This is a genomic window from Streptomyces sp. NBC_01485 (genome assembly GCF_036227125.1).
In the GTDB taxonomy this organism is placed as follows: Bacteria; Actinomycetota; Actinomycetes; order Streptomycetales; family Streptomycetaceae; genus Streptomyces.
The window spans coordinates 4,494,866-4,509,346 of the sequence record NZ_CP109435.1 but is presented as its reverse complement, the minus strand read 5'-3'; the positions used below and the strand labels follow the sequence as shown (position 1 = coordinate 4,509,346).

Here is a 14,481-nt window from a genome sequence, read left to right as displayed (position 1 = left end):
TGACGGGCGCGTGCCGAGGAGACTCCGGAAGGTTTCGCATTCGCATGTCCATTTCCAGTACTGATCACGCCGTCGTGCCCGAGAGCAACGACGAGCCGATCGAGCTCACCGACGTCATCGACATCGACGCCGCAGAACTCACCGAAGCCGAGGCCGAGATCGTGGAGGCCGTAGAGGCTGTGGAGGAGGAAGCCGTGGAGGCCGAGACCCCCGAGCAGACCTTCGGCGACCTCGGGCTTCCCGAGGGCATCGTGCGCAAGCTCGCGCAGAACGGTGTGACCAGCCCCTTCCCGATCCAGGCCGCGACCATCCCGGACGCCCTGGCCGGCAAGGACATCCTCGGCCGTGGCCGCACCGGCTCCGGCAAGACCCTCTCCTTCGGTCTGCCGACCCTGGCCACGCTGGCCGGCGGCACGACCGAGAAGCGCAAGCCGCGCGCCGTCATCCTCACGCCGACGCGTGAGCTGGCGATGCAGGTCGCGGACGCGCTGCAGCCCTACGGCGACGTCCTCGGCCTGAAGATGAAGGTCGTCTGCGGCGGTACGTCGATGAGCAACCAGATCTACGCCCTGGAGCGCGGCGTCGACGTCCTCGTCGCCACCCCGGGCCGGCTGCGCGACCTCATCAACCGCGGCGCCTGCTCCCTCGAGAACGTGCAGATCGCCGTACTCGACGAGGCCGACCAGATGTCCGACCTGGGCTTCCTGCCCGAGGTCACCGAGCTGCTCGACCAGATCCCCGGCGGCGGCCAGCGGATGCTGTTCTCGGCCACGATGGAGAACGAGATCTCCACGCTGGTCAAGCGCTACCTGAGCAACCCGGTCACGCACGAGGTCGACAGCGCCCAGGGCAACGTCACGACCATGTCGCACCACATCCTGATCGTGAAGCCCAAGGACAAGGCGCCGGTCACGGCCGCGATCGCGTCCCGCAAGGGCCGCACCATCATCTTCGTGCGCACCCAGCTCGGCGCCGACCGGATCGCCGAGCAACTGCGCGACTCCGGCGTGAAGGCCGACGCGCTGCACGGCGGCATGACCCAGGGCGCGCGCACCCGCACGCTGGCCGACTTCAAGGACGGTTACGTCAACGCGCTCGTCGCGACCGACGTCGCCGCCCGCGGTATCCACGTCGACGGCATCGACCTCGTCCTGAACGTGGACCCGGCCGGCGACCACAAGGACTACCTGCACCGCGCGGGCCGCACGGCGCGTGCCGGCCGTACCGGCACGGTCGTCTCGCTCTCCCTGCCGCACCAGCGCCGTCAGATCTTCCGCCTGATGGAGGACGCGGGCGTCGACGCCGGGCGTCACATCATCCAGGGCGGCACCGCCTTCGAGCCCGAGGTCGCCGAGATCACCGGCGCCCGGTCGATGACGGAGGTCCAGGCCGAGTCCGCGGGCAACGCGGCGCAGCAGGCCGAGCGTGAGGTCTCCCAGCTCACCAAGGAGCTGGAGCGCGCGCAGCGCCGGGCGACCGAGCTGCGCGAGGACGCCGACCGTCTGGTGGCCCGCGTGGCGCGTGAGCGCGGCGAGGACCCGGAGGCGGCCGTGGCCGCCGCCGCGACCGAGGCCGCGACCGTGGCCGACGTCTCCCTGCCGGAGCAGTCGGCCGCCCCGCAGGCGACCGAGGCTCCGGTGCGCGAGGAGCGCCCGTCCTCCTACGAGAAGCCCGCCTACGAGAAGTCCTCTTCTTACGAGCCGCGTCAGCGTCGTGACGAGCGGGGCAACTACGAGCGCCGCGACCGCCGTGACGACCGCCGCGATGACCGTTCGTCGTCCGGTGGCGGTTTCAACCGTGACCGTCGTGACGACCGTCCGTCCGGTGGTTTCAACCGTGACAACCGTGACAGCGACCGTGGTGGCCGTTCCTTCGAGCGTCGTGACGACCGCTCTTCGGGCGGCGGCTTCAACCGCGACCGTCGCGACGACCGTCCGTCCGGTGGCGGCTTCAACCGTGACCGCCGCGATGACCGTTCCTCGGGCGGTGGCTTCAACCGCGACCGTCGCGATGACCGTTCGTCGTCCGGTGGCGGTTTCAACCGTGACCGTCGTGACGACCGTCCGTCCGGTGGTTTCAACCGTGACAACCGTGACAGCGACCGTGGTGGCCGTTCCTTCGAGCGTCGTGACGACCGTTCCTCGGGCGGCGGCTTCAACCGCGACCGTCGTGACGACCGTCCGTCGTCCGGTGGCGGCTTCAACCGGGACAACGACCGTGGCGGCTTCCGTCGCGACGACCGCCCGTCCGGCCACCGTGGCAGCGACCGCCCGTTCAACCGTGACCGCCGCGACGACCGCCCGGGCTTCCGTGCCGGCGGCCACGACCGCCCGTCCTTCAACCACCGCGGCACCGGCACCGGCTCCGGCACGGGCACCGGTTCCGGCACCCCCGGCCGCCGCGACGACAAGCCGCGCTGGAAGCGCAACGGCTGACGCGAACGCTAACCGCGTGAACTGAGCCAGCCCCGAGGGGCCCGTACGACTCCGGTCGTGCGGGCCCCTCGGTGTTGTGCGCGGGTCGGCCGGATCACGGTCGGGTTTCAGCCAAGTTGTGACGTGTGTCACGCCCCTGGGAGGGGAATTGCTGGGGGCATGACAGATGACGCCATAGTGAGCGGGCGGTCGTCCGAAGGTCTCTCGGACGAAGAGCGGTTGGCCCAGCTCGGTTACACGCAGGTTCTCGCCCGCCGTATGTCGGCGTTCTCCAACTACGCGGTCTCCTTCACGATCATCTCGGTCCTGTCGGGCTGTCTGACGCTGTATCTGTTCGGCATGAACACGGGCGGACCAGCGGTGATCATGTGGGGCTGGGTCGCGGTCGGGCTGATGACGCTCTTCGTCGGGTTGTCGATGGCCGAGATCTGTTCGGCGTACCCGACGTCGGCGGGCCTGTACTTCTGGGCCCACAAGCTGGCCCCCGGCCGGACCGCCGCCGCCTGGGCCTGGTTCACGGGCTGGTTCAACGTGCTGGGGCAGGTCGCGGTGACCGCCGGCATCGACTTCGGGGCCGCGTCCTTCCTCGGCGCGTATCTGAACCTCCAGTTCGACTTCGAGGTGACACCGGGCCGCACGGTCCTCCTCTTCGCCGGGATCCTGGTCCTGCACGGCCTGCTGAACACCTTCGGGGTGCGCATCGTGGCGCTGCTGAACAGCGTGAGCGTGTGGTGGCACGTGCTGGGCGTGGGGGTCATCGTCGGGGCGCTGGCCTTCGTCCCCGACACGCACCAGTCGACGTCCTTCGTGTTCGGCGAGTTCGTCAACAACACGGGCTGGGGCAGCGGCGTGTACGTCGTCCTGCTGGGCCTGCTGATGGCCCAGTACACCTTCACCGGCTACGACGCCTCCGCCCACATGACGGAGGAGACGCACGACGCGTCGACGGCCGGCCCGAAGGGCATCGTGCAGTCCATCTGGACGTCGTGGATCGCCGGCTTCGTCCTGCTGCTCGGCTTCACCTACGCCATCCAGTCCTACTCCGCCGCCCTCGAGTCCCCGACCGGCGCGCCGCCCGCCCAGATCCTGCTCGACGCGCTCGGCGCGACCGCCGGGAAGCTGCTGTTGCTGGTGGTCATCGGCGCCCAGTTGTTCTGCGGGATGGCGTCGGTGACGGCCAACAGCCGCATGATCTACGCGTTCTCGCGGGACGGGGCGCTGCCGTACTCCCACCTCTGGCACACGGTCAGCCCGCGCACCCGCACGCCCGTCGCGGCGGTCTGGCTGGCGGCCGGCGGCGCGCTGCTGCTGGGCCTGCCGTACCTGATCAACGTGACCGCGTACGCGGCCGTCACCTCCATCGCCGTCATCGGCCTCTACATCGCGTACGTCATCCCGACGCTGCTGCGCGTCCGCAAGGGCGAGGCCTTCGAGCGGGGCCCGTGGCACCTGGGCCGCTGGTCGAAGGCGATCGGCGTGGTGTCGGTGGCGTGGGTGGCCGTCATCACGGTCCTCTTCATGCTGCCCCAGGTCTCCCCGGTCACCTGGGAGACCTTCAACTACGCCCCGATCGCCGTGCTCGTCGTGCTCGGCTCCGCGGGAGCGTGGTGGCAGCTCTCGGCCCGCCACTGGTTCCTCAACCCCGAACACGCGCGGACGGTCGCCCGGGAGGCGGCGCGGGCGGGGACGGCGGCGGGGACGGGAAAGCCCCGGTAACCGGCAGGCCGCCCCGGTAACCGGCAGGCCGGATGACCGATCTTCACCCCTCCGCACACCTCGGCGCGGCCGTGTCCCGGATACCCGATCGGAGACACGGCCGGGTCCGGCTATGCTCGGGGAGGCAACATCGCCTGGGCCCTTAGCTCAATTGGCAGAGCAGTGGACTTTTAATCCATTGGTTGTGGGTTCGAGTCCCACAGGGCCTACGGATGTGGGGGAGGGGAAATCCCTTCTGACCTGCAGAGCAGCGCTCGGGTCGGCTTCGGTCGGGTCGGGCGCTGCGGCGTTTTCGGGGTTCTGCGTGACCGCGACCCCGCACGCCTGCACTCACCTCCCAGCTCATCACCCACAGCGTCTGGCCCGCTGAGGTCTCCGTCCTCACCCTTGAGGACCTGATCAACGTGGGGAGCTGCGCAAGACGGTCACGGCCGTCGAGTCATCGTCGCCGGGCGGCGGCGCTAAGCGAAGAACCACGCCCACCGGGCCGAGGGCAGGCTCGATCCCTGGCCGGCAGAAGCATAGCCCTCAACTCTCAGCAGCGGCCGTGTCACCTGCTGAACGGCAGCATCGGCAGGGTCGGCAGAAACCAGGTGTTCTTGGCTGGCGTCCCTCGCAGCACGACCGCACCCATCGACAAGCAGGCGAATTCCAGTCATCTTATGGCAGAGAGTGATCGCTGTCTGCACGCCTTCTTTACATGACTTACGCGAAAAACTCCTGGTGTGAGCACGGCGTTAGCACATGTTGTGCTGTGAACGGCCGTGCAACTGATTTCCCGTTCCGTAGCCCGGACGCCAAGAACGGGCCTTGCCTCACCCGGTTGACCTGTGGCTAAGGTGACGCCGCGCGCTCACACGAGGGGCCCTGACCAGCCCACCGTGACGCGCGCACGTCATTCGACGGCCGGGGGGGACTGTGCCGTCACGGGGGAGGAGTGCTTCGTAATGTCGCGATACGGGCTCGTTGTGAACGCCTACGTGGTCGCTGCTCTCTGCTGCCCCTGTTCCCACGCCGGAACGGCGGGCTGACCCCGCGCGTATCCCACCGCCCTCTTCGGGCGGTCACCCCTGCCTGCCCTCGCTCGCTACGAAGGATGCCCGTTTGCGATTCAGACCGGGGTTGTTCAACCCCAGATCACGAACATCCGCAGCGTTCACCTCTGCCGTTACGTCCGTCGCCGCCCTGGCCGTCCTCGGTGGCCTGGCCGTCCAGCCCGGCCTGCTCGGCCGGGACGCCGCACAGCCTGTCGCCGCGACGGGCGACTCGTACGACGGCTTCGACACCAAAGCGGCTGAGCAGCTGCGCGAGGACCAGTGCGTGGCTGCCTATGGCCTGCGCAAGGGCGGGCCCAACCTGTTCGCCCTCGCGCAGAACGCCGTCGGGCTGCCGGCCGATCAGCTCCACCAGAAGCTCCGGCGGGATCTCGCCGACGCCAGCACCCCACTGCACCAGGCCTTCAGCGCGGACAGCGCCGGCAGTGACCAGTGGGTCAAGAAGGTCGGCGACCAGGAGTACACGTTCGTCACCACCGTCAGCGGTTTGACTTCCTACCCTGGCGAACCGGGCGGAAAGTTCAAGATCCTCGACCACACCGGGCTGCTTCCGTGGCTGTGGCAGTCGTACAGCAGCTCGATCGACTTGTTCTCCCCGTTCTACGACCCGTCGCCCACCGCCGACGACAGCACGAAGGCCGCCGCGCTCGCGGTCGGCGACCCGCTGTACACCACCGGGGGGACACCGGAGGAGCAGCAGGCGTGGAAGCTGTGGAAGAAGAACTCGGGGAAGATCGAACCCAATGTGTTGTTCGTTCCCCGGGTGTTTGCCGATGACGCCCGTATCTTCCTGGCCTCCGGCGGCTTCCCCCGTACAGCCCCGGCCACGGACACCCCGGAGTTCCGCATCGCGGTCGAGGACTTGAAGGCCCGCTTCGCGTCGTGTGCGTGGCACGCCCCGATCGACCCGAACCGGGTTCTCGGCAAGGAGGTGGCGCAGGCGTCCGCCGAGTGGCAGTGGGAGATCGCCTCGCAGGCCACGCAGCGGCAGCAGATCCTCGCCGCCGGCCTCAACGCCACGAACGCGTTGCGGGACGGCACGTTCGCCCTGGGGCAGGTCCTCGGCCAGTCATGGCTCGCGGACTACTCCACCCGCTGGCAGGACTACTGGTCGGCGGGCGGGCTGGGCTGGATCGGCGACAGCCCCGTGACGATCGAGGTGCCGGGCGCGAAGGGCAACTGCCTGGACGTCCAGGGAGGCGCCAAGACCAACGGCACTCCCGTCCAGATCTACACCTGCAACGGTGGCGCCTCCCAGCAGTGGACGCTCGAAGGCAGCGAGGGTGACCTCCACCTCCGCAACGTCGGCTCACTGAAGTGCCTGGACGTGGCCGGGAACAAGTCGGCGAACGGCACGAAGATCCAGATATCGGACTGCTACAAGTCCGCGGGGCAGTCGTGGAAGGGGGACGCCCGTGCCACCTCGCCCCTGAAGAGCGTCACCACCGGCAAGTGCCTGGACCTGAGCGCGGTCACTAAGGGCACGGACGCGCGGCTCTGGGACTGCAAGGACGCCAGTGCGCAGAAGTTCCTGATCAAGCCGTCCGGCCACAAGGGCACGGACAGCGCCGTGTACCCGGACAAGGCCGAGTTCGACAAGGCGAAGAAGGTCGTCACCGACGCCCAGGCGGCGGCGAAGAAGCAACTGGCCACGATCAGGACCCAGTTGGAGAACGCCAAGAAGGCGGCCACCGCGTCCGACGCCGCCGAGCAGGCCGGGTACGGCATCGCGGACGCCGCCGGTGCGCCGCGGGGCCGTGGGCTCCTGGTCGGCCAGCAGAAGGCGCAGGTCACCAAGGGGACGGTGGCGGCGCTGACGGCGATGGTGAAGGCCGGTGAGACCGCCGAGGCCGCGACCAGGGCCGCCGCGGGTGACAGCGAGACGATCGCCCAGCGGGCCCAGGCCCAGGCCGCGCAGGTCAACGCGGAGTTCCGTAAAGAGGCCGCGCACGCGGCCGAGTTGCAGGCGAAGGCCGCGGCGGACGCGGCCAGGCTGCACCGGGACAATGCCAAGAAGGACAAGGAGACGGCGGAGGCGAAGCTCGCCGCCGCGCTGAAGTCGGAAGCGGACGCGAAGGCGGCTGCCGCCGACGCGTACGCCAAGCGGCTCGCGGCCGAGGCGGAGGAGAAGACGGCCAAGGCGGAGAAGGAGACCGCGGCGGCCAAGCAGGGCGAAGCGGCTCAGCACAAGAAGAACGCGCAGGCCGAGGCGGCGAACGCCCAGGACGCCAAGGAGAAGGCGCAGGCCGCCGAGGGGACCGCGGTCGTGCGGAAGAACGAGGCGGTCAAGGCGCGCGACAATGCCCGTGATCTCGACGCCGACGCGTGGGACGCCGAGCAGAAGGCGGACGCGGCTCGCGCCAAGGCGGACGCCAAGGAGGCGTTTGCCGAGGCCCATGAGTCCGACAGCAGCGCCCAGGAGTCCAGGGCGGCAGCGGACTCGGCGGACAAGTACGCGGACGATGCCGAGGCTGCCGCGGGTCGGGCCCGGAGCGAGGCGGATGCCGCGAGCGAGGCGGCGGCCGAAGCGGATGCCGCGGCCACCCGTGCCGAGGCGGCCGCCAAGCGGTCCCGTGCGGACGCGGACGCCGCTCAGGCCGCCAAGCTGAAGGCCGATGCCGCGGTGCGGACCGCGACCAGTGCCGCGGCCGACGCCATCAAGGCCTCCGAGCACGCCTCCGAAGAGGCCAAGACGGCTGTCGAGCTGGCGGAGGAAGCGGAGAAGCTGGCTGACACCGCCATGACCCAGGCGGACGAGGCGAACAAGGAGGCCGCCAAGGCCCTTGTCGCCTCTGCGAAGGCCGCGGGCTTCGCCTACGTCACCGCGCAGGCCGCGGTCGACGCGGGCAACGCCGCCGCCGAGGTTGCCCAGCCCGCCAACGACGCGATCCAGCTCGGCTCCCCGTACGTCACCACCGACTCGGCCGCAGACCTGGTCGTGCTGACCGGGCAGGCGTCCAAGTCCATCGGCGACCAGCAAAAGGCCGTCGCCGACGCTCACGCCCAGAACGCGCAAGCCGAGGCCGCAGCGGCCAAGAACGTCGCCGACCAGGCAACGGGCGACGCGAAGATCGCCTACCAGTACGCGGCCAACGCCGCCGCACACGCGGCCACCGCCCGCGGTTACTCCAAGGAGGCCCTCGGCTACGCGGCCGACGCCTCCGCAGCCGCCTCAAAGGCCTTGACGTCACTGGCCCGCACTATCGAATACGACCGCAAGGCCACCGAAGACGCCGACGCCGCCGACAAGGCCGCAGGCCGCGCCGAAGGCTACGCCAAGCAAGCCCGTGACTCCGCCGACCAGGCCGCCCTCGACGCCGAAGCCGCACGCGACGCCGCAGCCGCGGCCGAGCAGTCCGCCAAGGACGCACGGGCAGCCGCGGACCGCGCCGACGCCGCCGCCACCGAAGCCGAACAAGCCGCCAAGGACGCGCTGAAGTACGCCCAGGAGGCACAGAAGGCAGCCGAGGAAGCGGCACGCAACGCCGCGAACACGCAGGTCTCGACCGGCGCGGGCACCGGAGTCGGCGGCACGTGGTACGTCGTCGACGAGGACAGCATCGAGATCACCGACGCCAAGCAGCACGACCCGTGTGTGATCGAGATCGGCTTCGAAGGCTGCACCACCACGTTCACGGTCACCTTCAGCGCGATGGTCGACTTCTTCCTCTGCACCAGCTCCGACACAACGGCCAGCGCCAGCGGCTGCGCGGCGCAGGACACGCTGCTCGTCGAGAGCAAGCGCATCCCAGGTCTGAAGAAGGACGTCACCCGCTATTTCTCCAAGCTGGAACTCATCCAGCAGACCCTCACCTACCAGCTCATCAAGGCGGTCCTGGTCCAGGACTTCGTCGACTGCTGGCACGGCAGTGGCAGCGGCTGCGCCTGGGCGCTGAGCAACTTCATCCCCGGCAAGGCGTTCGGCAAGGTCTTCGAAGGCATCCGGGCTCTGGACGCCGCCATGAAGACCGGCGTCGGGGTCCGTGATGCGTTCAAGGCACTCAAGGCCCTCGACCTGGACCCCGCGACCCTCGCCAAGCTCAACAGGACCATCAACGCCTACGAAGACCTGTACACCGCCTGCAAGACGAACAGCTTCCCCGGCACCACCCAGGTGCTGATGGCGGACGGCTCACACCGGCCCATCAGCCAGGTGGGCGTGGGGGACCTCGTCAAGGCCACGGATCCGGCTTCCGGCCGGTTGCGGGCCCGGCAGGTCACCGACACTTTCAAGCACGAAACCCAGCGGCTGGTGGACATCACCGTTGCCGACGGGGGGAAGCTGGCCAGTACCACCGGCCACAAGTTCTATGTGGTGGACCGCGGGTGGACGCTGGTCTCCGACCTGCGCGTCGGCGACCGCCTGCGCACCCCGGACGGCTCCGTCCGCGCGGTGACCGCCCTCCACGACCGCTCGGGCCTGGCCCCGCGCACGGTCTACGACCTCACGGTCGAGGACCTGCACACGTTCTTCGTGCTGGCGGGCGCCGCTCCGGTTCTTGTCCACAACTGCAAGGTGGCGTTGGGGTGGCAGAGGGGTGGCAAGCTCGACGAGTGGGCCAGTGAGAACGGGCTCCGCACCTTCTCCATCGCGACCCCGGAGAACTTCGCCCGGATCGCGGAAATGGCGATCGCCGACCCGAACGTGACGCTGCACATCAACATGACGGGACTGAACCAACATGGAAACTTCATGGATGCTGCCCAGCGTGGTCTGACGGGCGGTGAGGCCGGAGCTGCTGCCACGGACTACGAGATGTCCATGATCGCGAGGGCTCTCGCCAATGGTCAACGCCCGTGGAATTCGATCAAGTTCTACTCCCCGTCGGGCCCAGGTGGAGCGATGCGACTGGATCCCCCGATACCCATGCCGGATCTATCGGTACTGAAGGGGAAGCTTGATCCCGTGAAGGGTTCGATTATCGGATACTGCCACTGCTGAGGAGTCGAAGTATGGGCACCCAACCAAAAGACCTGTACCCGGACGTGACCGCTTCGGGTGACCTTGCGTCGGCCATGAATGAGGCGGCCAAGCAGCGCGGATGTGACATGGGGCGGTTCTTCTGGGTCACCGACGACGTCTGTTTCGAGACGGCAAGAGGCAACGTGTCGGTCCATTCCGCGACCGAGGAGCGCCTGTTCCGGCTGAGGGTCTATATTCCCGACTTCTCCTGGGAGATCGGCTCGACGGACGATCTCGGACTGCTCGTGGAGACGGTCGCCGCATGGCGGGAAGGTGTGCCGCTGGACGAGTTGAAGGCGAGGTTCGAATTCCTGGAGCTCGACGAATTCGCCGGGGCGCTCGAAAGAGGAGAGCCCGCCTCTTCGCAGTGGTCCAAGCTTCTGTCGACCGAATTCCACCGGGAGCAGTGGAACCTCCTCCGTCGCCTTCACGCGGACGAGGTGCTGGGGCGCATGTTTCCGGTGATCTCGCACCGTGCCGTTCGCCTACAGATGGATCCGTTGAACTGGCAGAGCCGTCAGGTCCTGGTCCATGAGCCGGACGAAGAGCGCTATGAGGTCCGCGCCGTGGTGCCCGGGTCCTCCTGGGTCGCGGTGCCGAGCGGTGATCTGATCGCTCACCTGCGAGCTGCCTTGACCGAGCAGTGATCTCGGCAGATCGGTGAAGTCGAAACCCGCCAGGTAATCCCTGGCGGGTTTCTTCATGTTGCTGATCCTTGACTGCCTGCTTGGCGTACGCCCCATTCACCGTGCCGCTCCTGGTGCTCGGCGGCGGCGAGGGAGGCTACCGGCTCTTGAGCCGGTGCTGGAGAAGAAGGGGAGCGACGTGGAGATGGTTCAGGTGCAGGACAGCGGCCACTACGTCCCCGAGGAACAGCCGGAAGTGGTCGTACGGCATCTGCTGCGATTCTTCGCTGACCCGTCGACATACCGAGGAACGGATCACGCCGTGCCGCACGTGCTGAACCTCTGGCGTCAACAGCTGGGAAAAGTACCCGAGTCGGTCTGGCGGGACACCGAACTCCAAGTGCTGATCCTCGCGGACAATGGGCTCACCGACCTCCCGCCCCAGATCGGACGGCTGCACCGGCTGACCACCCTGGACCTGGGCCACAACCACCTCACGTCGGTGCCCGCCGAACTGGGCGACCTGGCCGACCTCAGCGGCTGCCTCTACCTGCACGACAACAAGCTGTCGGAGATCCCCGACTCACTGGGAAACCTGACGCGGCTGCGCTACCTCAACGTCGGCGAGAACACCCTCACCGCCCTGCCCGAGGCCAGTGGCCGCATGACCGGCCTGATCGAACTCCGGGCCCAGCACAACCGAATGACCACGCTGCCCGCTGGCAACGGCGACCTCCGCAGCCTGCGCGAGCTCTGGCTGCGGGGCAACGTGGTCGAAAGCCTGCCGCCGTCCGTGGCCGACCTCCGCGAACTGCGCCACCTGGACCTGAGAGAGAACTCCCGGAGGCGCTGGCCGGCCTTCCCCGACTGCGTCAGCTCGACGTGCGAAGCAACCGCCTTACGTGGCTGCCGGACTGGATCGTCGACATGCCCTCGCTGGAGAAGCTGGACCTGCGCTGGAACGTCTGCGAGCCTTCCCTGTCGCTCCGGACCGAACTGGAGCGGCGAGGGTGCGTCGTCCTCTTGTAGACCGAAAGCTGCTGCTCAGCGGCCCGCCATGCGTGAGCGATGCGTGAGCGGACGGAGCCCCACAGGTCAGCAGCGGGAAGCCCGCGCATCACACCGCACGCATCCTGACCAGGTGGTTCCGGACACCGAAGAACCGTTCGGAACCACCCGGCAAGCTTTGGCCAGGACTTTTAATCCATTGGTTGTGGGTTCGAGTCCCACAGGGCCTACGGGTGGCAGGCGGGGGGTATGCCCTCTGACCTGCTAGGCAGCGTCCGGGTTGGCTTCGGCCGGCTCGGGCGCTGTGGCGTTTTCGGGGCCGTGCGTGGTGGTGCCCTCCCGATCACGTGGATGCCGAGCCTGCTTGGCATGATCTGCACAACGTCCGCGCCGCCGCCCGCCTTCAGGCCCTCACCGTCAGTGTGATCCGTAGGGCTGGGGCCGATTGGAGATTCGATGAGTGCGCCCCCTGCCCTTCTCCTCGTTCACGGTGCCTGGCACGGCCCTTGGTGTTGGCGGCAGTTGATCGACGAGCTGCCGGACGTCGACGTACGCACAGTCGCCCTGCCCAGCAGCGGCAGCAGCAGCGGCGGCGACCCGGGTGCTCCGGGCGGCCCCGGTGTCCTGGGGGATCTGCGGGACGACGCGGCCGCTGTGGCCGAGGCCGTGGCCGCGATCGACGGACCGGTCGTGGTCGTCGCGCACTCCTACGGTGGTGTTCCCGTCACCGAGGCGCTCGGCTCCGTGGGCGACGTCCGGCGACTGGTCTACCTGTGCGCCTTCCAGTTGGAGGTCGGCGACTCGCTGCTGTCCTCGGTCGGCGGCGCTCCGCCGCCGTGGTGGGAGGTGCATGAGCGGGAGGGCTACACCGTGCCGCTGGAGCCGGAGCGGGTCTTCTACGGCGACGTGGACCCGGAACTCGCGCGGCAGGCCGTCGCGCGGATCGGCCCCCAGTCGCTCGCCTCGTTCTCCCAGCCCCTCACCCGGGCGGCCTGGCACACGCTCCCGAGCACCTACGTCATCTGCGAGGCCGACGGCGCGACCCCGCCGTTCGTACAGGAAGCCATGTCCGCGCGTGCTCAGGAAGTACGGCGGCTGGACGCCTCGCACTCCCCGTTCCTCTCCCGGCCCGCCGGACTGGCCGCCCTGCTCCGTGAGGAACTCGCCCGGTGACACAGCTCGAGACGATGTCCGTCGAACCACTGCTCACGCACGACTACGAAACCCGGCGCGCCGAGATCCACGACGAACTGCGCGGGCGGTACGGGGCGGTGGCGCCGGTCGACCTGCTCGGCACGCCGGTCTGGCTGGTGCTCGGCTACGACGAGGCGCTCACGGTCCTGCGTGACGGCGACCGGTGGAAGAAGAGCCTGACTCACTGGCGGGCCTACACCGAGGGCAGGATCCCGGCGGACTGGCCGATGCTGCCCGCACTCGAGTGCGACATGATGGTCTTCTTCGACGATCAGCGGCACCAGACGGCGCGGGCGGCGTTCGAACGGGCCGTCAGACCGTTCCAGGATCCTTCGCGCCCCAGTGCCCGGCAGTTGCGGGCCCTGATCACGCAGTACGCGGACGACCTCATCACCTTTCTGTCCGAGGACGGTGGCCGTACCGGGATCGCCGACCTGTGCGGCCAGTACGCACGGCCGCTGCCGCTCATGGTCACCAACCGCCTGCTCGGCTTCGCCGACGCCAGGGGGGACGAGGTGATCATGGACGTCTGGAGGGTGCTCGACGCGGGGCCCGACGCGGCTGCCGCGATCGAGCGGCTGATGGGCGCGCTGCAGGGGCTGGTCCTGGAGAAGCGCGCCATGCCGGGCGACGACATCCCCTCGTACATGCTCGCCGCGGATCCGTCGGTGAGCACCGAGGAACTGGCCTGGGAGCTGTACCTGGTGCTGTGCACCACCGCGGACCTGGTGGGGACACTGCTGTGCAACACCGTTGTGGAGGTGCTGACCGGCCACACGGGCGCGCGGGCCAGCCTGTCGGCCGGCATGGTCGGCGAGGTGGTCAACCGCGCGGCGCTCGCCCATCCGCCCATGCACAACCTCACGTTCCGCTTCCCGGTCGCGGCCGTGCGCCTCGGCGACTTCGTCATCGACGCGGGGGACCCCGTCATGGTGTCCCCGGCCGCCGCCCATGCGGACCCGCTGTTCGCGCAAGGCATCGCCCGGGACGCGACGGTCAGCTCCCGCGCCCATCTGGCGTGGGGCGCGGGACCGCACCAGTGCCCCGGCCGGGACCTGGCCAGCAGCATCGTGGCGATCGGGGTGCAGCGTCTGTTCGAGCGGTTCGCGGATCTCCGGCTGACGCTGCCCAGGGACCAACTGCCTTGGCGCATATCCCCGTTGATGAGCGGACTCCGGTCGCTTCCGGTCCGGTACGTCCTGTCGGAGGCACCGGTGCCGGCGACCGTGCCTGCGGTCGGGCCTGCGGTTTCCGTCGTGCCTGCGGTCGGGCCTGCGGTTTCCGTCGTGCCTGCGGCGCCCGTCGTGGCGGCGGTGCCCGCGGTGGCCGCCTCCGCTTCGGACGCTTCCGTGAAACCGACCCGCTCGGCGTTCTGGCGGATGCTGGACGGCTTCCGCCGTCGGCCGGAGGCGGAGTGACCTTGCCTCTGACCTGATACGCGGCGTCCGGGTCGGCTTCGGCCGGCTCGGCGCCGCTTCGTTTTC

The 14,481-nt window shown here is 69.0% G+C and carries 7 protein-coding genes, 1 tRNA gene and 1 pseudogene; all 9 read left to right on the top strand.

From position 1 onward, the window contains the following. The first annotated feature begins 44 nt into the window (after window positions 1-44). The 9 genes and pseudogenes from OG352_RS20480 to OG352_RS20445 all read left to right on the top strand — a co-directional run bounded on the left by OG352_RS20480 (window position 45) and on the right by OG352_RS20445 (window position 14,415). Complete coding sequence (locus OG352_RS20480) at window positions 45-2,435, top strand: DEAD/DEAH box helicase (protein ID WP_329218775.1); 2,391 nt, start codon at window positions 45-47, stop codon at window positions 2,433-2,435. 159 nt (window positions 2,436-2,594) lie between these two features. Continuing rightward, window positions 2,595-4,151: an amino acid permease gene (locus OG352_RS20475; RefSeq protein ID WP_329218773.1), complete on the top strand. Its 1,557-nt coding sequence runs from the start codon at window positions 2,595-2,597 to the stop codon at window positions 4,149-4,151. 136 nt (window positions 4,152-4,287) lie between these two features. Continuing rightward, window positions 4,288-4,360: transfer RNA gene (locus OG352_RS20470), tRNA-Lys, on the top strand. Between the two features lie 895 nt (window positions 4,361-5,255). Then, the gene (locus OG352_RS20465) at window positions 5,256-10,148 is read left to right on the top strand and encodes a ricin-type beta-trefoil lectin domain protein (RefSeq protein ID WP_329218771.1); all 4,893 of its coding nucleotides are present in this window, start codon (window positions 5,256-5,258) and stop codon (window positions 10,146-10,148) included. A gap of 11 nt (window positions 10,149-10,159) precedes the next feature. Beyond that, complete coding sequence (locus tag OG352_RS20460) at window positions 10,160-10,816, top strand: hypothetical protein (protein ID WP_329218770.1); 657 nt, start codon at window positions 10,160-10,162, stop codon at window positions 10,814-10,816. A 55-nt stretch (window positions 10,817-10,871) separates the two neighbouring features. Then, window positions 10,872-11,567 (top strand): annotated as a pseudogene (locus OG352_RS40015) (leucine-rich repeat domain-containing protein); the annotation flags it as partial. A gap of 110 nt (window positions 11,568-11,677) precedes the next feature. Further along, window positions 11,678-11,824 carry a hypothetical protein gene (locus OG352_RS40010; protein WP_443072487.1) on the top strand — a complete coding sequence of 49 codons (147 nt, stop codon included), beginning with the start codon at window positions 11,678-11,680 and terminating at the stop codon, window positions 11,822-11,824. Window positions 11,825-12,259: 435 nt separating this feature from the next. Next, window positions 12,260-12,976 carry an alpha/beta hydrolase gene (locus OG352_RS20450; protein WP_329218769.1) on the top strand — a complete coding sequence of 239 codons (717 nt, stop codon included), beginning with the start codon at window positions 12,260-12,262 and terminating at the stop codon, window positions 12,974-12,976. Then, window positions 12,973-14,415 (top strand): cytochrome P450, encoded by a 1,443-nt coding sequence (locus tag OG352_RS20445; protein WP_329218768.1) that lies wholly within the window; start codon window positions 12,973-12,975, stop codon window positions 14,413-14,415. Before OG352_RS20450 ends, OG352_RS20445 begins: the two co-directional genes overlap by 4 nt. Window positions 14,416-14,481: the final 66 nt, after the last annotated feature.

Bases quoted from the DNA above. Each gene is read 5' to 3' on its own strand.
- OG352_RS20480 (WP_329218775.1), top strand. From the start codon at position 45: ATGTCCATTTCCAGTACTGATCACGCCGTCGTGCCCGAGAGCAACGAC.
- OG352_RS20475 (WP_329218773.1), top strand. From the start codon at position 2,595: ATGACAGATGACGCCATAGTGAGCGGGCGGTCGTCCGAAGGTCTCTCG.
- OG352_RS20460 (WP_329218770.1), top strand. From the start codon at position 10,160: ATGGGCACCCAACCAAAAGACCTGTACCCGGACGTGACCGCTTCGGGT.
- OG352_RS20450 (WP_329218769.1), top strand. From the start codon at position 12,260: ATGAGTGCGCCCCCTGCCCTTCTCCTCGTTCACGGTGCCTGGCACGGC.